Annotated in this window: 15 protein-coding genes; 7 read left to right on the top strand and 8 right to left on the bottom strand. The window is 40.4% G+C overall.

What is annotated here, in order from left to right:
- Window positions 1-283: 283 nt before the first annotated feature.
- Both QNM16_RS10630 and QNM16_RS10625 read left to right on the top strand, forming a co-directional pair.
- Entirely contained in the window at window positions 284-1,633 is a 1,350-nt protein-coding gene (locus QNM16_RS10630; protein WP_284020462.1) for a TonB family protein, read from the top strand.
- 254 nt (window positions 1,634-1,887) lie between these two features.
- Window positions 1,888-2,517 (top strand): GNAT family N-acetyltransferase, encoded by a 630-nt coding sequence (locus QNM16_RS10625; protein ID WP_284020461.1) that lies wholly within the window; start codon window positions 1,888-1,890, stop codon window positions 2,515-2,517.
- A gap of 385 nt (window positions 2,518-2,902) precedes the next feature.
- On the opposite strand, the gene QNM16_RS10620 is transcribed toward QNM16_RS10625, so the two are convergent.
- Both QNM16_RS10620 and QNM16_RS10615 read right to left on the bottom strand, forming a co-directional pair.
- Window positions 2,903-4,159, bottom strand: a complete 1,257-nt coding sequence (locus tag QNM16_RS10620) for an amidohydrolase family protein (protein ID WP_284020460.1) — start codon at window positions 4,157-4,159, stop codon at window positions 2,903-2,905.
- A 22-nt stretch (window positions 4,160-4,181) separates the two neighbouring features.
- On the bottom strand, window positions 4,182-4,775 hold the full coding sequence (locus QNM16_RS10615) for a GIN domain-containing protein (RefSeq protein WP_284020459.1): 594 nt from the start codon (window positions 4,773-4,775) through the stop codon (window positions 4,182-4,184).
- Between the two features lie 481 nt (window positions 4,776-5,256).
- Here QNM16_RS10615 and QNM16_RS10610 point away from each other — a divergent pair, with 481 nt between their 5' ends.
- Complete coding sequence (locus QNM16_RS10610) at window positions 5,257-5,724, top strand: hypothetical protein (protein WP_284020458.1); 468 nt, start codon at window positions 5,257-5,259, stop codon at window positions 5,722-5,724.
- 127 nt (window positions 5,725-5,851) lie between these two features.
- Here the strand turns inward: QNM16_RS10610 and QNM16_RS10605 are convergent, their stop codons facing one another.
- Window positions 5,852-6,829, bottom strand: a complete 978-nt coding sequence (locus QNM16_RS10605) for a haloalkane dehalogenase (protein WP_284020457.1) — start codon at window positions 6,827-6,829, stop codon at window positions 5,852-5,854.
- A 130-nt stretch (window positions 6,830-6,959) separates the two neighbouring features.
- Here QNM16_RS10605 and QNM16_RS10600 point away from each other — a divergent pair, with 130 nt between their 5' ends.
- Window positions 6,960-7,565: a TetR/AcrR family transcriptional regulator gene (locus QNM16_RS10600; protein ID WP_284020456.1), complete on the top strand. Its 606-nt coding sequence runs from the start codon at window positions 6,960-6,962 to the stop codon at window positions 7,563-7,565.
- Window position 7,566: 1 nt separating this feature from the next.
- Here QNM16_RS10600 and QNM16_RS10595 read toward each other — a convergent pair whose 3' ends face one another.
- The gene (locus QNM16_RS10595) at window positions 7,567-8,145 is read right to left on the bottom strand and encodes a hypothetical protein (protein WP_284020455.1); all 579 of its coding nucleotides are present in this window, start codon (window positions 8,143-8,145) and stop codon (window positions 7,567-7,569) included.
- 81 nt (window positions 8,146-8,226) lie between these two features.
- Complete coding sequence (locus QNM16_RS10590) at window positions 8,227-10,290, bottom strand: winged helix-turn-helix domain-containing protein (RefSeq protein WP_284020454.1); 2,064 nt, start codon at window positions 10,288-10,290, stop codon at window positions 8,227-8,229.
- A gap of 203 nt (window positions 10,291-10,493) precedes the next feature.
- On the opposite strand from QNM16_RS10590, the gene QNM16_RS10585 reads away from it, so the two are divergent.
- Together QNM16_RS10585 and QNM16_RS10580 are read left to right on the top strand one after the other, a co-directional pair.
- Entirely contained in the window at window positions 10,494-13,136 is a 2,643-nt protein-coding gene (locus QNM16_RS10585) for a TonB-dependent receptor (RefSeq protein ID WP_284020453.1), read from the top strand.
- A gap of 259 nt (window positions 13,137-13,395) precedes the next feature.
- Window positions 13,396-15,459, top strand: a complete 2,064-nt coding sequence (locus QNM16_RS10580) for a S9 family peptidase (protein ID WP_284020452.1) — start codon at window positions 13,396-13,398, stop codon at window positions 15,457-15,459.
- Window positions 15,460-15,726: 267 nt separating this feature from the next.
- On the opposite strand, the gene QNM16_RS10575 is transcribed toward QNM16_RS10580, so the two are convergent.
- On the bottom strand, window positions 15,727-16,986 hold the full coding sequence (locus QNM16_RS10575) for an adenylate/guanylate cyclase domain-containing protein (protein WP_284020451.1): 1,260 nt from the start codon (window positions 16,984-16,986) through the stop codon (window positions 15,727-15,729).
- A 187-nt stretch (window positions 16,987-17,173) separates the two neighbouring features.
- On the opposite strand from QNM16_RS10575, the gene QNM16_RS10570 reads away from it, so the two are divergent.
- Window positions 17,174-19,051, top strand: a complete 1,878-nt coding sequence (locus tag QNM16_RS10570) for a transcriptional regulator (RefSeq protein ID WP_284020450.1) — start codon at window positions 17,174-17,176, stop codon at window positions 19,049-19,051.
- Between the two features lie 4 nt (window positions 19,052-19,055).
- Here the strand turns inward: QNM16_RS10570 and QNM16_RS10565 are convergent, their stop codons facing one another.
- A complete protein-coding gene (locus QNM16_RS10565; RefSeq protein ID WP_284020449.1) occupies window positions 19,056-20,720 on the bottom strand; it encodes an SUMF1/EgtB/PvdO family nonheme iron enzyme in 1,665 nt (554 codons plus the stop codon).
- A 234-nt stretch (window positions 20,721-20,954) separates the two neighbouring features.
- Complete coding sequence (locus tag QNM16_RS10560) at window positions 20,955-23,531, bottom strand: serine hydrolase (RefSeq protein ID WP_284020448.1); 2,577 nt, start codon at window positions 23,529-23,531, stop codon at window positions 20,955-20,957.
- Window positions 23,532-23,721 lie beyond the last annotated feature (190 nt).

Genomic DNA, 23,721 nt, shown 5'->3' with positions numbered 1-23,721 from the left:
GACTTGTAAAAGACTAAGCGCTTGCACAAGTTCTGCACCTTGTTCGTTGTAAACACAGCGGCATATGGCAAGGAAAGCCTCTCCCTGCCCAGGAGATTTAAGCTGAAGCCTACGAATGTAGGCCTTCAGCTTTTCTTTTTAAACACCTTGTACTATGAGATATGGTAATTGTTTGTAAAAGCTGTAGAATCGGTCATTTAGGTACATAAATTAATATAGTAAATACGTAACATAACGCCTGATGTAGGTTGGGTAATTATCACAAGGTGCCACTTTAATCAGCATGAAGCATGTCAGGCCTATTGAACTAATCATATTAATTTTGGCGCTGTTCGCAACAAGCAGTCGTGCGGATCTTTTTACTGCAACACACTATTACCAGCAACAAAACTATGTCAAAGCTTACGACGAGTTTTATCAACTGGCTCAACTCGGTAACGGCGACGCCATTTATAATTTAGCCGTGATGTCACTCCATGGTCAAGGCACTGAAAAGAACCTCTCAATTTCACATGCTTGGTTTTCAATCGCTGCCGAATACGGTATTGCAGAGGCACTCAAAACAGCGCATCTAATTTCGTCTCAGTACGCAGACAAACAGGTGCTAGAGCAAGCCCTGCAACAAAGAAAAAGCCAATTTGGCTATCAATACTTAAGTGAGAAGTACCAGCCAGATTTCAGCAAGACAAGCACACAGCTCCCCTCATCCGAACGTACTTTTGATAAGCAACCTGATTATCCAGAGCAAGCAGCAAGACAAGGGATAGAAGGCTGGGTTTGGCTTGAATTTGATATTGATGCAACCGGTGTTGTTAAAAACATCATTGTTATTGATGATTATCCTAAGAATATCTTCGCTTCATCTTTAATTAATGCGGTTAAAGTTTGGCGCTACAAGCCCGGAAAAGCCAAAAAGAATCACTCGCTGATTTATCACTTCACAACCTATAAAGGTAAAGAATACAAGCGTACTTTGGCGTTTCAGCAGCAAGATTATAAAGCTCAGATCAGACGTCATATTGATGCAGCCGAGCAAGGTAACGCGCTTGTTCAGTATTACATCGCAAACTGGTTAAGCTCTAACGAATACAACGCCAGTCGATTACTTAAATACCACTGGCGAGACGACAATGACTACTTAACTATATTGCTTGCTGCTGCAAAAAATAACTTGCCTATTGCACAATACAAGCTCGCCGTTGAACTACTCACTAACTCAGATGACAAAACACAGTTTGATGTGGCGTTAAATTGGCTAAAACGCAGTGCCCTACACTTCTCACCTGCCCAGTACAAATTAGCAACTTTGTACAGTGATAAACATAGTCAATTGTTTGCCCCTTATGAGGCAACGAAATGGTTTAAACGCTCAGCATCTAACGATAAAAGAGCAATAAAAGCGCTGAGTTTGCATTTATATAAACACCCAAGTGATGATGAAAACCTAGCCCAGTGGCTCAAGATGGCACTTGAGCACGATGAAAGTGACCCTGAATTACTTTTACTACAAGCCAAACTTACTCATAGCACTAACAAAAAAAAGTCAATTGAAATAGCTCAGAGCGCACTTAAGCAAGCCCAAAAAAGGCACTGGGATACAAGTCAGATTGAACAATTCCTTGGTCAACTCTAGGTTGTAGACGCTTATATCTGAACCAGCGTTTTGCGCATAGGGTTGAGCTTTAACTAACTGGTAGTAAGCTGCGAACTTGAGAAATGCACATTAACATCAGTTTGTCGAAAGCCAACTTTAAAACAACACGCGATTGCCCAAAAGAGCTTAGGAAAAACCTGCTGTAGAGGTCTTATTTGTTTCAATCTCATGGAAAAACTAATCTTGTCTTTTATGCTCTTGCATAAGGTAACCTCATACTAGTATGTTAATTTATGCATTTTAATTTTTCAGTAGACAATATTCAAAATATACACGAAACAGCTAGACTGGTTGTCGCTACATTTAATGAAAGAGAGCCACTGGCTGAAGCAAATAATGCGCCACCAAAGGAGTTTGCTGAGTTTATCTTGGGTCTAACACAGCATTGTGCTGACAACGGATTGGGATTTATCGCCAGAGAGTTAACAACGAACAAAATTATTGGCGCTATTTTGACTTCAGATCTGGCCGAGACCCTGAATAAAATTGATACCGATGACAAAGAGCCAAGTAATCCAATTGCGACTTTGATCACAGCACTCAATAATAGCTATTTTAAAGGTGAAACTTTACTAAATAATATTTATTTAAGTATAAAGTTTGTCGCAACGGACGATAGGTTTAAAGGGAATGGAGTCGCAGACAAATTGATATCTGAGTGCATTAGCGAGGCCAAGAATAAGGGGTTCAAATATGCACAAGCTGAAGCTAATGGAAATGTTTCTCAACATATCTTTAAAAATAAATTGGGGTTTGAAGAAAAAGCTTTTATAAAATACAGAGAGTTTACTTTAGGTGATGAAAAGCCGTTTTCTGAAATTACAGAGCATGAAGGTATTAAGCTACTTATAAAACGGATTTAACGTTCAAATTTGCATTAACAACATACACGTTGGGAATAAGTTCGTGATCCTTGCTTATTCATAACCTCGTTTGGTGAACGACAGCTTTTTGTTAGTATTTTAGATTAGACGAGCTTTAATTAACGGCCCAAACGGCATATCGCCGCACTTCGATAAACAGCAAAAAGCGGACGTCGATAAATCATATAATAATAAACGCTGCTCAATCCCATAATAACCGCTTGGTCACCGAAAATGAAAAATAATGAAAATAGAAGAGCCCAAGCCCTCCCGCATTAGTGCTCACTTATGTTAAATAGTTTGTAGGAAATTGAAGCTTTTATACATCTGTATGTTCATAAAATCTGCTAGATACCATCAATTACTAAATGCCTGTTTCTGCAGCTTAGTTAATGGAATAACCAATACGACCGTTGATTATGACGGTGTCGATTTTCTCTATATCAGTAATATTATCCCATGGGCGACCATTGATTATAAGGATATCAGCAAGTTTTCCCTGTTCAATGGTCCCAAGTTGCGTTGATTTTTTAAGGGCAATTGCGCCATTTTTTGTCGCGGCAATAACAGCTTGAGTATCACTTAAACCCGCATCAACTAAACGCTTTAACTCTATATGATAACTATATTGACCATGCTCTTTTACCGGTGAATCAGTGCCAACCCCTAAGATGACATTAGACTGTGCCAGGTGAGGAATATTTAAATGACCCTTCGGCTCTCGACCGAGCGTGGGAACATAAGTCACTTGATTGTTAGCAACAACATCAAGCGTCTCTTGGCGAATGATGTTTCCATGCCGAATACCGTGTTCAACACTGGTCACTCCTGTGTTAATCGCTTCAATTGTTTCGTTTTGACCACCGGTATGCGCCGCCACCCAAAGACCGTTTTTTTCTGCAAGCGAAGTAATAGTAGCTAGTGTTTCCCGAGACATTCGAGGCATTTCAATATCATTAACACTGTCGGTGTGACCTTGATAAACAACCTTAATACCGTCAATCCCTTGTAAAATTAACTGTTCGATTTTTGCTGTGATTTGCTGTGGAGAATCTGACTGAAAAGTCATTTGTTTTAAAACCCAAGATGGAATGTCTTTACGTTGAGTGGGATGACCACCTGCAACAGTAAAAATTGGACCCGCGATAAATAATCGAGGACCAGCTAACTTATCTTGAGACAATGATTTTTTTAAATCAAAGATAGCTGGCGCTATGTCTCCTAAAGATCGATAACTGGTTACGCCAGCTTGAATTAGGTCTTGTCTTACACTGGGTAAAAAACGAAGTTGATCCCAAATTGTATTTAGCATGTTGTCATGCTTGGATTGTTCCTTACCCCCAAAGAAGTGGCCATGTAAATCAATTAGGCCAGGCATAATTGACTTTCCCGTGGCGTCAATTACCAAGGCTTTTTCCGGAACATTGCAGCTTTCACCAATACAAGCGATTCTACCACCGGTTACTAATACTCCTGGGTTGCTTCTTGCAAACTCTGAGGTGGCATCAAATAAAGTCCCACCTTGTATCCACATATTTTGTTGTGGTTTTTCCCAAGTGTACAGGTTGTTGTTATACGCTAACACCAACGCTAAACCAACACTAATTAATAATGCGAACAGATATACTGAGCACTTCTTCATAACTTTTCTCCGGTTATTAATCCTAGTTAAATTTTAATTGGGTATTGTTCAAAGTACCTCTGGAGACATTCGAGCGCAGTTGCTGCTGGTTAGCCACTCCCCGAATATCAAGGTCACCAGTGTCATTCATTTCTATGTTTGAGTTTTCTACCTGAACGACAAGATTCGCGTTGGCAGTGTCGTTAGTTTGTACGCTGAGTTGCTTTGCTGCTAAGGATAAACTTGTTATATCGCCAGGCCCTGTGGTCACAATAGTGATGTGCTCTGCGATTAATTGGTTTTCGCCTGTTAAAGTAGCAGAACCTGAGGTTTTAATGTTTCTTAATTGTTTGTATGTCACATAAACTTTTACCGACTCACCACTTTGGTAGCCCTGTGTAGTCACGGTTAAAGTGCCATTTTCACTGTGTGTAATGACATCTTCTATGGGCATACCACGGGCAAGTACTTGGATCTTTTGATGATCGGATTGAGCGATAAAGACTTCAGCAAGTCCACCAACAATAATACTGTCAAAATCTTTGACTTCTTTTATTTCTTGCTGGTAAGCAAAGTTGGCACAGCCTGACAAAATAGTGGTGAACAAGATTAAAATAATAGTTAGTGAATGATTCATACTAGCCCTTAGCGCTTTATTAATGTGAGCATTATTAATAAAGCGCTAGATGTAAGTTATGGACAAATGTCATGAAAAAACATGACATTTGTCATTTATCAAAAAAAAATAGTTTACGAGTTGGAGCTGTAATTAAGAAAGGTGCCAATCATATTAGTTAAATCAGTGGTATTTTGGTACCGAATTTAATGCGTTTTTGCGATACAGCTTTCAACTCAGAACCATTTATTTTTATCTACTCCAGGCCTCTTTTGGCACAAAGCAACCATTCATAGTCAGTTTATATTCCCTCTTAAAACTCAGTTATGGTATATAAAATTTATAAAGATTTGATATTAATAACTTAATGGTCTAATGAAGGCGTTTTTTGTATTAACATCTACTTGTAGCTATACATTAAAAACAATACGATTGCGGTTTTTAAAAGTTATAATGATAGATGATTCGATTAATTAAATGCGCTGTATTTGTTGGCCTTTACATGTTCATGAACTCTGCCTCTGCTGGAGTGGTTCGTGTGCAAGATTATTCCCTTTCTAAAACCCAAACTAATTTACTCAAAGACTTGATAGCAACCTCTTCAGCACTCACTAAGCAGCCTGATACAATTTATGTAAAGCATAAGTCGCGCAGTGACTTGAAATCGATGGTGTTCAATAAAACAATCTTGAAAACGCCATTTTCTTTTACAGATGAATCTCATCGGCTTAACTTGGAAGGGTTTCGTATCTCAGAAATTGATGTTAGAAATGATAACTCACTGTATAGCATCAGTTTGGTATCGAGTAAGTCTCCAAATTGGTCAATTTTTGTAGAGTTTGATGACTTGGCGCTTTACGACTATCGATTACAAGGTTTTTTACTTTCTCTAATAGGACAGCACCAGACATATTATATTCAGATTGCGAAAGACTACAGCGTACTTAAAACTACGATTGACCTTCATTAATCAACGGGATCAGATACGTTGCTTTTAGCATTTTAAGCTAACAATCATTCATATAAGTGAATCTACTCGATGTGCGCTATATTTGTGCAGTGTCGGACCTGCACAAATAGGCTATTAATCAATGATTCTAATCAAGCCGTCTTAACCAATCGGCAATTGCAAGACCAATACTCTTGGGTTGGTCTTCTTGAATATAATGCAAACCAACTCCGACATAAGCGGTTTCAATATTTTCAATTCGCTCGACATACCAAGGGATCAATGCGTTAGGTGTAATAGAACCGGGGGATGCATAAAGCAATAAAACTGGCATATCCGTTTTTGACATAAATCGTTCGATCCCTTTCATGACTCTGTGAGTATGACGAGGGGAGCCTGCGATAGGTATTTGTCTGGGCCATGCAAGTAAAGGTTTTCTGTCAGCTTTATCAACATAAGGCGCGCGATACTCTAACATCGCTTCTTCACCCAGAGTTCTATTTACCAAAGACGGTAGCATTTGCTCAATTAGGATATTTTGTTCAATAACAAGTTGGTGACCAATTACAGGGTCATTAATCGCTTCAAAAAAAGGCCCCATATTTGGCCCCAACGCATCAAAGCTATCAGCAGGCATGAGAGGTGGCAAAGCCCCTTCCATAAATGCCAATGCTGCGACCCGCTCTGGATTTTTACGAGCATAATGCCACGCAATAGCCGCGCCCCAGTCATGCCCAACTAAAATAATTTCATCAAGTTCTAGCTCATCAATAAAGCGGCTGAAATAACGAAATTGCTGTTTAAAGTTATACTCTATGTCTGGCTTTCCTGAATGCCCCATACCAATTAAATCTACCGCCACAGCCTGGTGAGACTTTGCAACATACGGCATCACGTTGCGCCACAAGTAAGACGAAGTCGGGTTACCATGCACGAAAACTACAGCTTTACCTTCCCCCAGCTCTAAGTAAGACATAAAAGAATGCTTTACATCTACACTTTTACGCTCAATCTGCAGTGTTTCATCAATGGCAGGAGCTGGTAACTTATCACTTGCTGAATATGCTTGGAGCCCATTTGTGCAACTCAAATACATTAATAGCACTAAAAAAAACCGTTTTATCATCTTATATCTCCTTTAACCTTTGTTATTGGTTTGACTAAAAACAAGTAATGTACACATGTGTACAATATATGAGTTAGTTTTTATTTGTCCACTGGTGTACAATAAATTTCAAGTTGTACGTGGAGGGATTATGGGTAGAAATAAGGCTTTTAACCGTGACCAAGCTGTTGATACGGTCATGCATTTAATTTGGAGTCAGGGATATCAAAACTGCTCTGTAAAAGCAGTATCAGAAATGTTAGGTATTACTCGCTCTAGCTTCTATCATTCCTTTGGCTCAATGGAATCTCTCTTTATAGAAGTGCTCAAACGTTACTATGTTCACTCTCCTTTTTGTGCCTTTGACCAAATCAATGAGCAAAGTGATATCTTGAAAGAAATTTGTACTGTCTTTCAGAATATTTGCGTTGCGAGAGTGACAGACAAAGAAGCAAAAGGATGCTTGATGATCAACAGTATTATTGAGCTCGTGGGCAGCAATGACATTCTTTCCCCTCCATTATCAAGTAGCGTAGATGCAGTATTAACTCGATTCAAACGTCTTCTAAATGCAGCAAACATGCAGGGAAATTTCAGCGATAATGACATTGACCAAAAGGCACTTGCGCTCTTAAATTTGCTTATTGGGATCAACGTGTCTGGCAAGTTTATAAAAGACTATGAGCAGCTTTGGTCTTCCACTCGACTCTCGCTGCAAAGCCTTGGAGTTTATAATACCGATTACAATATGACTTAACTTACCGAATTTGGGCGGGCGTATATGTCACTGTAAGATTACAATATTGGCACAAAGTGCTCTGTGCTGCGACATAATGTTCACCTTGTATTTGCAGGCCCAAGTCCGCAAAAGAGGCTTGCCAATGCTTCATATCTAATGCATAACGATTACGCAAAGACGCTTCGATGTCTGGTAGTTTTGACCTTGTGATGTCCTGCGCTGAAAAGTGTATCTGACCTAAATAAGTATGCTTGCCTGACGTGCTTATAAAGTTATGCTCAGTTTCGCCCATTTTATTAACAGATATGTACTGCTCACTGACCTTCCACCCTGTGAACATATAACTTCCCGCTGGGAGTTCAATAGCGAAAAGACCCGCTTCATTCACACTCGTGCTCAAAGATAAAAAGTACTTTTTCCCAGTTTTAATATTTTTAAAATGGACCTGATAATCAGCGTAATTGCCTTCATACGCCATACTGCCCCATACAATACCATTTTCACTGGATATCTGATTGCTCAGCTCTATACTAGGCGAAGCACAACCACTAATTAGCACTATGCTCAATAACGCGATAACACATTTTATTCTTTTCATAAGTACACCATTACGTTAAAAGCGTACTCTTACACTGCACTTTTAGTTAGCTAATTGCAACAAATAACTCCAAAAACGTATCTAATCCGTTAAAAACTCATGAAGAACAATATCCATTTCCAAATTTTCTATTCGATTAATTATAATATATTCACCGTCACTGGTTGCACTTAACCCCAACTCCACATTTACATCATATAAATAAAGCCCAACATCAGAAACAAACTCATTAGTCTGCTCTGTTATATTGTAGTTAAACAATGATAATTGATGCCCTTGCCTCACTACATAATAAATACCATCTTTGTATATTGCAGGGCGATATAATTCTAACGAATAAGAAAGATGATGAAGCGGCACCTCTCCCTGCAATACTTCATATAAATACACACCAATATCATTTATATATGAGCCAAAGCTTTCATTTTTATTAATTAATGCCGTATAGGGCTGCTCTAGTTCAGGAAGAAGCGTATTACTCGCGCTAGCTATATCATGTTTCCAAAACTGAGAGCGCTTCTCCTCTATTGTTTTAAAATACAATGATTTTCCGTCATTTGACCAATATATATTCTGCAGAGTTTGATTCTCCTTAATCACAGAACGAGGGATTTTCGAAAAGGTATTGATTATAAAGAGTGTATTAGACTCGCTCAGCATGGCTAAATATTCTCCATTAGGAGAAAAAAGCAGCAGCTTAGGTTTATCCTTTTTCAGTAAACTTGTTAAAAGACTCGGGCTCGACTTAAAACGGTGCTTTAGCCATACTTCAACATGTGTGATTTGAGGGTCAGCATGTGATGTCGTTGAGACATATGCTACCTGCATTCCATCACTTGAAATCGTGGCCTGTGTATCAATTCTTGAGTTTGAAGAGACTGCTGTAAACGTATTAGATGTGATAGAAAACTCATAGAGATTAACTTCGGCACTCCCCTCTGTATGGGCAATTAAGCCGGTTTCACTGTTAATGGCAATTTCAGATATTTCACCATAAGGCTTATACAAGGTGCTGGTCTGCTGACCAGGTGAATGTAACTTTAACTCGCTACCAGCACTCAACCAACTTCCGTCAATTAAGCCAAAATACGGCTCATCACCTACCTCAACTAGCCCTGTCTTCCTAATCACACCGTCTTTACCAATAGTCCCTTGTAACCATTGCATATCTTGCTTATAAATAATTTGGTCACCGCGGGTACGATAAGCCTCAGCTTGAGCAATGGTCTCTTTTTTTGATAATGATAAATTATTAATATCGTCCATATTAATATTATATTTCACTATCCCCTTTCTGCCTTGGCTCATCTCGTTTACAAAGAGCTGGCCAGATTTATTTAATATCACTTTTTGAGGAACTTGTGCGCTATCACACTCCAATAGTGAAACATCACGATTTAAACGCCACAATTCAATGGCATTATGAACGGACAAGCCTCTTACTTCACAACTAAACGGGCTATATCGATAATATAACAACCACTTTCCATCTTCAGACCAATTCGGTGCTTGCTCACTATAACCGGATGATTTAATTGTATGAGAAGAGTTTGTTTGGAGATCGTGCACAACCAAATCATATTGACTTTGACCAGTTACAATTTGACTGTAAGCCAAAAAACGGCCATTAGGAGAAAAGCTTAAATAAGCTTCAGCACCCGGAGAAGAAGTTATTCTAGAGATATATTTAATTTTTGGTGTAGATTTAAATATATTAAAATCAAACAAAGCGATAAAAGTAATAATAAAACCAATACAGACCCCCAAAACAAGCCAGTTAATTGGTATATTCTTTTGCGGAGAATTTGCTCTTTGGGCTAATGTTGGTGCACTTGCAACAATTGCAATACACTGATAACCAAGTCGAGGCACTGTTTTTATAAAAGTAGGCTCTTTAGACGTATCATTGAGCGTTTTCCTAATTTGTGCCACGAGTTGGCTGACAGAGTTGTCACTAACCACAAGATTTGGCCATAGTTGATTAATTATCTCATCTCTGCTGACAGGTTCAGGAGATTTTTCAATTAACAGCCTTATCAATGCAAGCTGCTTGTGCTCAAGTGGCAGCCATATTCCGTCGACTTTGACACTCATTTTTTGGGTATCTATCAAAACGTCATTTAACAGAAAGCGTTCAAACTGCATTTACTGATCCAATCCAAAAAACGAGCCTAAGCAACATGGCCCTGCACATAACGACTATTCCATTATGATCATACTATGTTATGATGGGGACAAATTTTTTTACCTAAACGCAACTTTACAGTACTTTCTGTTGCACTTAAATAGAAATATAAAAGCAAAGTTTCCCGAACGTTAATTGAGAATAGGAGTAGGAAACAATGGTCATGAAACGTATTTTTCATTTGTTTCTTCCCCTTTCGCTTTTATATATGTCCTTTGCCCACAGTAAAGCTGATCAAGAAGCCCAAAGCCAACCGCACAGTCAAAAGCCCTCAGAAATAGTTGAAAACGACCTGTCTCGAATAGAAATTCGCGCCTTTCATGACAGCGTTGTCAAATCCTTGAATATAAAACGATTTAGTGACCAAGTTTCAGACAGCATTAGTGCTCAAGAGATTGGTAAGTTCCCAGACAAAAATGTTGCGGAAGCCTTACAAAGGATCACTGGTATTTCGCTCTCAAGAGTACAAGGGGAAGGTGAACGGATTGGTGTCAGAGGAACAACCCCAGAACAAAATCGCACATACCTAAATGGACAATACCTAGCTTCAGCAGACTGGTGGATATCGTCACTACCCAGTAGAGGCTTCAATTTCACCCTACTACCCGCTGATATCGTTTCGAGTTTAGAGGTTTATAAAACACCAAAAGCAAATCAAGATGAAGGCTCGCTGGGTGGTGCAATAAATATTACAACCCTAGACCCTCTTTTTTCAGATCCTGGCGTGTTATCCGTCACATCACAGCTGCAATACAATGATTTGTCACAGCAGCACGATCCACAATTATCAGCCGTATATAGTTGGATAAATGAAGATAGTGATTTTGCTTTACTCTTTACGATAAATCATCACAGCAGGAGTTTGCGCAGAGACGGTCTAGAATCTTGGGGTTGGCATGAAAGAAGTTACAACCTAGACGACTCTGGCCAGTTAGTATCAAATACTCAAGCTAATCAACCAAGCGACTTACAAAATATATGGTCGCCGGGTGGCGGAGGCTCGGCGGTTTTCCAACAAGACAGAGCACTCAGCAGTTTTACCACCAGTGCCACCTATCATATTGATGAACTATGGACTTTGAGGGGCCACCTTCTGCACTCTCAACTCAATGCTGATAATTCAAACCAAAATTTTTTATGGCAGCCAGGAAAGGCATTAGATGCAGGTAGTGCTATAAGCGATTATAAAATCATAGATAACACACTTGCTCATGCGTCTCTTACACCTGCGCAAAGGCAACCATTCAACACCAGTATGGAAGCAATTTGGCGAAAAGCACAAATACAAACCCAAAGTATCCACCTCGACTTGCTCTATACCGGCCCATGGTGGCAGGCTCAATATCAAGTGGGCTATACCCATGGTAGCGGCGGGACAAGTGAAGATAACACGGCTCAATTTGCTGCAAATACTCATTACAGCTTTGATACTAGGGAAAATAAAAATATTAAAACCCAGTATGACATATCGCCGCTAGACCCACAAAAATGGTTTATCAGTGAAGCACGCAATGATAGTCAAGATGGTAACGATACTGGCTACTTTTTACAGAAAGACTTTACTAGGGATCTCTCATTTCAACATTTTCATACCTTGAAGTTTGGCGGCAAATACAAACGCCATAAGCGTGATTTTATTCGCATGCGTTCACAAAATGGTGGGCTTACTGGCTTGGCAGGCCAACTCAATACCACATTGGCTGATTATCCAAATGAGTTTATTAGTGGCTATTTAGACGGTATCGGAAGCAGCGATACTTTAAAAGCGTATAGCTTTGCTGATATCAATGCATTATCACGTGACTTCTCAACCTTAGACTTCGTTCAAACAGAAGAAAAAACCAGCCGTTTCACAATTGAAGAAGAAACCCTTGCTGGTTATGCCATGGTTGAGTTTGCTGACGAAGGCTATAAAGCCAATTTAGGGCTAAGAATTGTCTCTACTTGGCAAAAAGCAGGTGCGTATGAGCGCACAGCTTCTTCACCAACAGACAGTTATGACTGGCAATCTACATCAAAACATTACACCGACCTATTACCTAGCCTTAACATCCAATTTGATTTAACTGAGCACCTTATTTCTAGATTTGCAGTTGCACGTGTTATGTCTCGAGCACAATTCCATCATTTAATGCCCTCCACTAATTACAATGTTACTCAAGCGCAGGGCCAAGGTGGCAATCCAGAGCTTAACCCTTACAGAGCAACTCAATATGATTTTGGTTTAGAGTGGTATTTTGCTGACTCAGCACTGGCATCTATTGCAATATTCAATAAAGATGTAGAGTCTTTTATTGAATTTAATCGAGCGCTTGAATTGCATGAAGGAGTGCTCATGTCCATTGATAGACCGGTTAATGGTGCAGGGGGTGTGATCAGAGGGGTTGAGCTTAGTTACCAGCAAGCAATCGCATATGGCTTTGGGATCATTGCAAATTACACTTTTGTTGATGGAGACCGTAATACCCAATTAAACGGTAATTATGACTGGGTGCCTGGAACCTCTAAACACAGCACAAACCTCACAGCATATTATGAAAATAGCTTAGTCAGCCTTCGCCTTGCCTATAACTATAGAACGCAATTCGCCACAGGCATTGGCGAAACAAAAATGGATGATTATGGGCAGCTTGACGGCAGTATTACAGTCTCAATCAACGATGACTTAGATTTTATTTTCGAATTCTTAAACCTAAACAATGAGATCATATATACATTCGATCGTAATGAATATGCCCCAACCGCTATTTACCAAAATGGTCGCCGCTTCTATTTAGGAGCAAGATACCGTTTCTCTGCAAATTAGTGTCGCAGTAACAATTAGCTAATTACCTACTTTGCTTTTTGGTAACTCTGCTTTTTGACTTAGCGACGCTCTAAGGTCAATTGAATGAGTGTTTTACTCATTCACCTATTATGCTTATTTATTCAAGTTAGTGATTAGTCGCATACCACAGACGATTAATCGCAAACAGTGGTTTTCTGTAGGACTCATCGTAAAATAGCGTGAATTTTTTTACCCGACGTTTTACGTCCCTCACAATCCTTTTTTCAAGGCTAGTAAAATGAAATTGATCAAATCCTCAATTGCACTGGCAGTTGGCTTGGTAAGTACAAGCGCACTCGCTGGCGCTCACTCTGATACCATTACCATAGAAGACATTCCAAAAATCCAAAAAGTGGTTAGTGCACAAATCAGCCCTGACGGTGATTCTGTTGCATTCACACGCTCTGTACCCCGCGAATTGTACATAGATAAAAATGGTAAAAACTTTAACGAGCTACACCTAGTTGATGATGAGGGTATTGAGCGTCCTTTTATTACTGGTCAAGTCAATATCAAAAGCATTGCATGGTCAGCCGATGGCCAGTTTATCTACTTCCTTACTAAGAAAAAAACAGATAAATTCACGACTCTTTACCGTATCGCTGTAAACGGTGGTGAAGCGCAAAAAGTATTTGCATTAAAAGATACATCAATTTCTAAATATCGATTAAGCCCAGATGGCAAGCAAGTTGCTGTCTTAGCTATGCCAGCCAAAGATAGCTCAGAAAAAGAACTGAAGAAACTTGGCTTTATGGCAGAGGTTTATGAGCTTGGTTTGAAAAACAAACAGCTTCATATTATCGATTTACAGCCAAGTGAAAAAGCACTCACACCTGATGTCGTTCCAGTTCAAGGGTATGTAAGCGATGTGAATTGGTCTGATGATGCCAGTAAATTGCTTGTCAAAACTCAGCCAACCGCGCTCATTGATGACCAATATATGAAGTCAAAATGGCATATTATGGATGCCAAAACAAAGCAGATAACTACGTCTTTCCAAACTGAAGGAAAGCTAGGTGAAGCGGAATTTTCTCACGATGGAAAATACATTGCGATCTTAGGTGCAGAAGACAAGCATGACCCAGCTAAGGGTAGACTTTTCTTAGCCAACGCAAAGACTGGCGAAATCGAAGAGTGGATCCCGAACTTTATGGGCCATATTGGTGACTTTGAGTGGTCTAATCGTAAAAATACGCTTAATTTTGTGGGCCATGTTGGTGCAGAGAGCTTCGTGGGGCAAATTAAAGTTGGCTCGAAGAAGTACAAAAAAGTCATCAAAGATGGCAAGCTTATCGCCGGAAAGCTATCAGTTTCAGACTCAGATAAAACCATAGCACTTACTGCAAACACGGCAAAGCACCCTAACGAAGTCTATATGCTACGCTCAAAGCGTACGACTCGCTTGTCAAACTCAAACTCATGGCTTGATCACAAACGCTTTGCAAAGCAAGAAGCGTTGACATTTAAAGCCAGAGACGGGGTCGAAATCGGTGGTGTTCTTATATATCCATTAGACTACCAAGAAGGTAAACGTTACCCATTGATCATGTCTGTTCATGGTGGTCCTGAATCACACGATAAAAATGGTTGGCTGACAAGCTATTCAGATCCAGGTCAAATGGGTGCTGCACGTGGCTATGCGGTATTCTACCCTAACTACCGTGGCTCAACCGGAAAAGGCGTAGATTACTCGAAACTAGGCCAAGGTGATTACGCAGGTAAAGAGTTCGATGATTTAGTCGATATGAAAAAATACCTCGTTGACCTTGGACTTGTAGATACCAAGAAAGTGGGTATTACTGGAGGCTCATACGGTGGTTATGCTTCTGCTTGGGGCGCAACAAAATTAACAGAGCATTTTGCTGCAAGCGTCATGTTTGTTGGTGTGACTAACCAATTATCGAAATTTGGTACTACTGATATTTCAAATGAGATGTTTTTAGTACACGCTCGCTCATACCCTTGGCAGAAGTGGCAATGGTATCTTGAGCGCAGTCCTATTTACTGGGCTGGTCAATCTAAAACACCATTGTTAATTATGCACGGTAAAGATGATCCTCGCGTACACCCTGCACAATCCATGGAATTGTATAGATATATGAAGGTACAAGGTAAAGATGTGCGTTTAGTCTATTACCCTGGAGAAGGTCATGGCAACCGCAAAGTTGCAGCGCAGTATGATTACAGCATTCGCCTGATGCGTTGGATGGATAATTACCTAATTCATGGCAACAAAGACATGCCAGATTACAAGATAGATCATGCAGCTAAACTAAAAGCAGCAAAAGAAGCAAATAAGTAAGTCACTTCCATGTCAAAAAGAGTAAAACAAAGGATTTACGTTTTACTCTTTTATTTTGATTCCTCAAAAATATGCTCGCCCTGAATTTATTGCCCAGTGTCTGACCTATGACCCCTTCCATGCGCTTCAAAGCACGAGATAGTGTAGCTCCCGCTCAAAGAGGCAAAATAAATAGGACAAGCTTATTTTTGAGTTGTCCCCATACTAAAATAAAACCCAGCAATTTAAAACCAAAACCTTTTCATTTTAAAAACAAAAAATACACATTCATATCTGAGGGTCAAAAAATACTTCTATGGGCTCAGTTCGCCCTTTTAAGCTCACTTCCGCGGCTTTTTGTAAATCTTGTTGCTGAGATTGTTCGACACTAACCTTGCTGATAAGCAGAGCCTTCTTTAATTCTTTCGTTTTGCTTTCTATTCTGGCGGCAACGTTAACGGTGTCGCCAATTACTGTGTAATCCATACAGCTCACACTGCCAACATTGCCTGCAATTGCATCTCCACTGTGTATTCCTATCCCTATTTCTAAACTAGGTAATCCCTCTTTGATAAACTCTTTATTGAGGGTTTCCAATGCTTCTAACATTTCTTTAGCGGCATTAATTGCATTACAGGCACTATTTCCTTCACCTTGAGGTGTACCAAACACAGCCATAATGGCATCACCGATAAATTTATCTATCATGCCATCATACTTAAATACAATTGCACTCATCGCTGAAAAGTATCGATTTAATAAGCCTGTGATCACTTCTGGTTCATGTGTTTCGCACATGCTGGTAAAGCGCCGAATATCAGCCATTAATACCGTCACATTGCGCCGTTCTCCACCAGGTTCTATATCAACTTTGCCAGTTTCAACTGCACTCACTAATTTCTTTGGTAAATAACGCAGTAGCCTTTCCCTGTGTCTAAGCCTAGTGTAAGTACTTGTGATATAACTAGAAATCGACCATGCCAACAAGCCCGAAAATAGAATAATTATCTGCTCATGCATCTCAATCGCTCTGGCTGTATCACTGTGCTCTAGGATCACCGTACCCGTTGCCAAGCAACATAAGGTGGAATAGTAAATTATTAACTTACCTTGACGGAATGCACTCATCACATTGAACAAGATAAGTGCGCTTATCAGCATCAATTCAAACTCCGTATTATGCATATCATGTAAAAAGTGGCCAATCTCCGATAGAAACTCCATCTCAAGGGTGATCAGCAAAATAATAAGATAATCAAATAAGATAGAAATGTACTTTAACCACGGTTTGTAGCCTTCACTTTTTGCCCACCGAGCGACACAAAAACACCAAACCGCAGTCAGTGCCATAGTGCCCAGATCCACGACAATTAACGTCCAATCTATGCCTCTATTTAGCAAACCTATCAAAAGCTCCAATAAAAAGAGTGACATTAACCCAACAAATCGGATCTGATTAATGTGGTACTCCATTTCCATTTCTCTTTGCTGATAGCAATCAGTCAGGAGTACATCAAAAGACTCATCAATATCCTTTAGCCATTTCATAAATATCTGCCATCACCTAATTACAATATTTCAAAGCACTGTCTCAGTGCCCAACTTTAACTAAGTGTAGCTTGGCTTTTTCTTGTTACATGCGTAATCAAAAACTTACTTCTAGCCTAAATCATTCACAAACCTCATCGACTAGGCTACTATTGCAGCCATAACAATGGAGTGTCGACCACCAATCATGCAGTATTTTCTAGACTTCGAATTCGATCCAACGCAAAAGCGCCTATTCAAAAATAGTCATGAGATCCCCTTAACCCCCACTCAAAGTAGGTTACTTGCGTTGTTAATCGAATCGCGTCAAGAGGTACTCAGTAAAGAAGATATATTGGATCATGTTTGGCAAGGTCGAGTCGTTTCTGAGCAGGTCGTATTTCAAAATATCAGTCAGCTTAGGGCGATGATTTCTGATGCAGCCATAAAAACGTTTCCAAAGCGTGGCTATCAATGGCAGCTAGAAATAACCTCGCAGGCTAAAACCAGTAATGTAGAGGTTACATCGCAGTCAACTAAACACAAATACTTGCAAAGGTTTATCCTCTCGTGTGTATTCACCACTTTATTCGTTATAGGCCTTGTTAGCAGCTATTGGCTATGGCCACATCAAGATAACAACCTGGATGTTCAAACAAGTACACATCAACACATTTTATTAGTTCCTTTTTCGCCTAGATTTGAAGGGCATTTAACTTCCCAAACAAATCAACTCAATGACACCTTATCTGCCAGCTACGCAGTTCTCGGTGAACAACACAGTTCGGCACAAGCCCTATTCAACTCTCCCTACATAGAGCACCAAAAGCTATTGGGAGCAACATCAAATAAGCTTTTATTGAGCGGGTTTATCTACTCAAAAGAGGTGTCTAACACACCTATGTACTTACTTGAATATCGTTTACAAAGCCACCTCAGGCACTGGCAAGGTTATATTTACGCCCCCAGCGTCAGCGAACTTAAAGATCAGCTGCAATTAAATATTGATGGGTTACTTAAATCCGATTATTTTCAAGTTCACTCTGATACTTTCACGACAGCAGAGCTTGAAAAGCTATACAGCCAATCACCTGATAATTTGGATATATTGAAACATTTAGTCGAACGCCTGCTTGATGAATACAACCACAATGTTGCGAGCGCGCATATTGAGCAAATGATAAGTCTCAGCGAACAACAAAATCATCCGCTGTACAAAGCATATAGCCAATGGCTTAAAGGCCAATTACTAATGGCGTTAAATCAATATGCTCAATCTAAACAGCACTTGGAACGCGCCAGTGCACTAATGGATGACGCGAACTTTAACGCCTTAAATAGTGAGATCAGTAAATCATTGTCTGATGTGGTTGCACACGAGCAAGACTTTACATTGATACAAAAGCACTTGTATAAATCAGCTAGTCAAGCTCGACTAGCCAATCGCCCAGTACAAGAGATCAGGGCCTACACACTTTTATCAATCAAAGCGTTTAAACTCAAATTAGAAAAAGAACAGTACGACTATCTTTATCAAGCAAAAACCTTGTTAGCCGACCACCAGCTTGATGGTAGTCATTACATGCTCATATTCTATCACTTCGCACTATTTGCAAAAGAGCTAGAGCAAAAGCAACATTATTACTTAAAAGTATTAGAGCAGCCCATCACGCCTGAAAACTACTGGGTTTACTTCTCCGTCAGTGAACAGCTAGCTAACATCTACCTTGAACAAAACGAGTCGGATTTGGCGATAAAACTAGCTGAAAATATTGATGAGCCCGCCAGAAGGGACATGTTATTCGCACAGATTTATCACCAAATGGGACAAATTGATGTTGCCAAGCAGCACGCGCAATCAAGCTTTAATATCGCAAGAATGCAACACATAGACTGGGTTGGACTAGCAATGGCGGTTAAGTTATTGGAGCTAAACGCCCAACTTAATGAGGATACAGATTCTCTGATTTATCGCCACTATATTAGAGATACCGCCTCACCAAGGTGGCAACAAGCGCGGCGAGATAAACTCATAAAATTAGGGGTTATCAATAACCCCTATGAACAAGATAAAAGTAGAATTTAGCCGTCTAACGCATCGCGATATCGAACCAATTCACTGCGAAGATGGCCGTCTCTCCTTGGATGGTTAGAGTCTGTTGTCCTTGTTCAAATTTTACTTTGATATCTTTGATAGTACGCCAGCCACGCTCGCCTGATAGCACAGAGGTTGTGATCGGATCCCCATTGAGCATCAAGGTATAATTTTGTGTCGGTCCAGAGTGAAACAAGCGAATTGTCATCAAATAGTCCCCTGCTGTCTGTGCCTCGAGGATGTAACTTGCCTTACTTGTTCCAAGAGAGCCGATGATTTTATCGCCTTCTGGCTCAAAGCTAGAGTTCACAACCGTTGCCCCCGGCGCAAAGTTAAATGCTTCCCCTTCAATGCGCGAGGGAATAGCATGAGGCTGCTTAGAATAGCTGTCAAAGACGGGACTTGGTAAGCTCTTCGAGCTGCCATTTAACGCAACAACAGAGTACCTGCCATTGTGCGAAAGCGCGGTATCATCAATAAAACTTGTCTGCTTATGGCTCAGTTTTACCAATGTGATAGTCTGGTTGGTTAGTGGGTCTTGCCTCAATAACTCGTACCCTGTTACACCAGATTTTTGCTCAGCTTGCCAAGCAATTTTCACTTTATCTTTGCTAAGGCGACTCAGCTTCACATCATTCACCTGTTTTGGATAATGTGGGTTTTCTTTCTTGTGTTTATTTCTGGCATTTTTTTGCGCTTCATTTAATTGCTTAACAAACCAAGGGGTACCTGCAGCTGCCTCTAACGCTTTTCCCTTCGTATCTTTTACTAATCGGAAGCCTTCCAGCGCCGCGAAAAAGTCCTCATACATCATCATTCGTCGGCTCGAACCAAATGCAGGCCAGTGCCAACTGCCACCACGAGCGACAAAAACCTCACAGTCTTTTTTAGTTACCGCACTACCATCAACAGGCGCCCCTTCATAGCTATCTTGATAACAATCTGCTAATCGCTCGACCACATTGCCTTCCATATCATATAAGCCAAACCCATTGGGTTTATACAGGCCAACCGTTGAGATCATCACTTCATTGTCATTACACGCATTGATCGCGTCTTGAGCATAGGGCGCGTCATACAACTTCCCAGACAAGGAGTAAGCGTGTATGTCAGCAATATTTGCATATCGGCACGCATCGGATGATCTGGTTTCATCGCCAAAAAAGTACTTTGACTTGGTTCCTGCTCTTACCGCGTATTCCCACTCAGCTTCTGTCGGTAATCGATATTGATCGCCCGACGCCTTTGATAACCACTTTGCATAGTTGATTGCATCAGTACGGGACACACAGACCACTGGGTGAAATTCACTGAGTACATAAATATTATCGTCCCATGTCCCATCACGTTCACCACTGCCAAACCACTGAGGGCCAATACGGTGGACACAGCCTTTGGTAGATTCATAGCCAGTCGCCTCTATAAATTTTCGATATTCGGCTACGGTCACTTCATATTTCCCCATTTGAAATGCAGGTACAGTGACTTTGCGAATAGGTAACTCATCTTCTCTTCCCTCTGTACTACCCATGGTAAAAGTACCTTTGGGAATACTCACCATGGGCGGCTCTATATAAGTCGTTTCCTTACTTTGTACAGGCAGAATTGTGGCTAACGACACCAGCGTAGCCGCACTAAAAACGAACGGATGTGAACTCATAATTGCTCCTTAGAAAAAGTTCGAAGCCACTATGAACCAACAGCATTTATCACGTCTTAAAACTTATCTATTAAATATAAAAATAGAGTTCTGATAGGATTAGCATATTGAAAAATAAGGATATATTTTAAAAAGTCGGAAGTTGAGAATAGATTAAAAGTCGCTGGTGAAAACGATGAATGTGTGGCACGTCAAAACATGCCACGCATCATTATAAGTGATTTTACTTTTTAGCTATTTATACTGCACACCAAATCTATACAGATCAGCCGCGAGATTATCCAAATGAGGCTGGATAATTTCTTTGCCGCGTATAAAGTCCTCACCATTTGTCAGCATGATGACGCCTGTTTTTGTCAGCGCATTATAAATCATTAACGTATTCGTGCCCGGATCACCGCCATTGTGACCAAAGAACGTCCCGTCCCAATACCAAAAAACGCCCTGTTGATAAGGTATGTTAAACACATCACTTTGCGCACCGATTAACTGTTTTACACTCTCAGCATTTAAAATCTGAGTACCTTGATAACTACCTTGATTTGCCACCGCAGCCAACAATTTACTTAAATCATGACTACTAATATTTAGTTCACCATCATATAAAGTGGCGTAGCCATACTCAGGCAGAGCGTGCGCAGTTCCAGCTTCATCTATGTTGTATTGCAATGCTTTTGGGTTATCCGCTGATAACTTAGTGTGATCCCACTGAGTGTTGTTCATGCCCAGAGGCTCAAAAATAGACTCACTCATATACTCTGCTAAATTCAACGCTGCTTTTTTCTCCACGGCATGTGCAGCAAGCGCAGTCCCCATATTAGAGTAAGACATGACTTCACCAGCTTGCCCGTACTCACCATCAAGGTAAACACCACTGCCTACATAGCGGCCTTGCTCTGAGAAATAGTCTTGCTCTAGCAACTGCTCTAAACTCGTCGTTACCGGAATATCCTCCTCGCAAAACGATAGTCCAAACAAAGTTGCTAATGGAAGTTGGTCTTCATACTTATAATAAGTGCAGAAAAACCTATCGCTGTCTTTTATACCTGATGTATGGGTCACCAAATGACGTAGCGTCATGGTAGATGACGGACTTTGGGGGTTATTCGGATCAAACGACAGATTCATCTCTGTCAATTTATCATCTAAGCTCAATGCCCCCTCTTCGACTAATTGCATAATAGCCACCCCAGTCACCGCTTTGCTGATGGACGCAACGTTATAAGGCGTATTCACCGTTGCAGGTATGTTCTGCTCCAAATTAGCAAAACCTTCAGCATGCTCAAAAACAACTTTATCGTTTTTGATAACGGCCACCGAAATACTTGGCAAACTGGTTTTGGTAACGACTTCACGAACGGCTTGCTGCAGTTTATCGGCCGACTTGGCATGTGAGCTGACGACATTCTGCTGCTGCATTACATACTCAATGGGAGTGTCTGTCATATATTTGTGGTCAACGGTTGCGTAAGCATAAGTTTCAATATCCGGTTCGATGCCTACACCTTCAACGACTTCACCCGCCTGATTTTTATATACCTCATGGCTTAATGTCAGCTCCCATCCATTTGGTAATTGATGCGTTAATGTGTCAGAAACACTGCCATTGGTCGCCTCACCAATTAATTGACTGTGTGGCAAGGACTGCAATGCCATAGCCAGTACTTCGCCACCACTGATGGTATGCTCACCGATCAACACATAAATTTGCTTGGTGAAGTTCAACTCGGTATTTGAGGTCACATCCAGATCGATCGCTTCCCCTTTAAACGCTTCATTACTGATCTGTTTAGTACCAAATGTGTAGTCCGAATCAGTGAAGTAACCAGCTATTTTTTGCGATACCTTGTCAAAACCGCCTTGGTTATATCTTAAATCAATGATAATTGAATCAGCATCGTGTAGTTGTTCAAGCGTATGTGTCATGATCAAATCTGTATTATCTAAATCTTGCTCCACCCTCGATAAGATATTGTCTGCTACATCATCCATAATCATCCCTGAGACTCTATCAATACGGATATAGCCAAGCTCAGGTGAAATATGACCAAAGCGAATAGCATCCGTTCCTTCAAAGCTATGTACCTGACCGTCCGACATTAAGTGCTTTAAGACGCTCAGCTCTTTGGCTTGTAACTGTGCCAAATTATCATTGATATCACCATCACCATTCCAAATCCCTTCTTTGATCCAGCTATCAATTTTACTGCCATCCGCTTGCTCTCCTTGTGGCCCTTCGAGGCTAAGATGTCCATCGCCAAATTCGGTGAAAATTTCATCCATTATTATCATAAATTCAGCATGGGAAGTGGATGCTGTTACCTTTGGCTTATAAGTATCGTAAACCGCTTGCCAATTAATATCCCGTAATTCAAAAAAGCCATAATACTCATCGAGCGACAGCCATACATAATCAAAAATTTCTGGTAGTGTCATATCCGTTGTCAGGTTATCCGCGCCACACTGTGAAGGCAGCGCGTCGAGTTTGACAAGCTCAACCTTGGAAGACGCAGGGCTGTTAAAGGTCAATTGATCTTTTTCGTCATTCAGTGATAAGTAATCAGCAAGTGGCTTGGTAAATTGGGCACTTTCTTCATCTGCTTTAATACATGTATTGCTATTAAAGTTGTATGTCACCAGACCATTTGATGATAAATCCCATACCTCACCCGTTCCTTTGATTTCCCATAGCCCGTTAAAGCTTTCAATCATCGCGGGCTTTTCTGGTGCAATGACAACCACATCATTATCTTTATCGCATCCTGACAGCAGGATGGCCGTGGTTATAATACTCAGCGTTAATCGTTTCACATTTTATCCTTAAGGGTAATTAATAACGCATACAGCATATGAAACATGTATCCGAAAAAGTGTTTTTATCTGGGACAATGATGTAGAGGGAAGTTAAAAGACACGTACACATTTATACGATTTTTGAAAATTTTACATAGTGTAGATATCGAGTGCAGCTGTCTATTCACCGCAATTATATTGGCGCCCT

Source organism: Pseudoalteromonas umbrosa (genome assembly GCF_030125375.1).
Lineage (GTDB): Bacteria > Pseudomonadota > Gammaproteobacteria > Enterobacterales > Alteromonadaceae > Pseudoalteromonas > Pseudoalteromonas umbrosa.
Note: the sequence above shows the minus strand (reverse complement) of the source record. Positions and strands in the feature narration are given on the sequence as shown.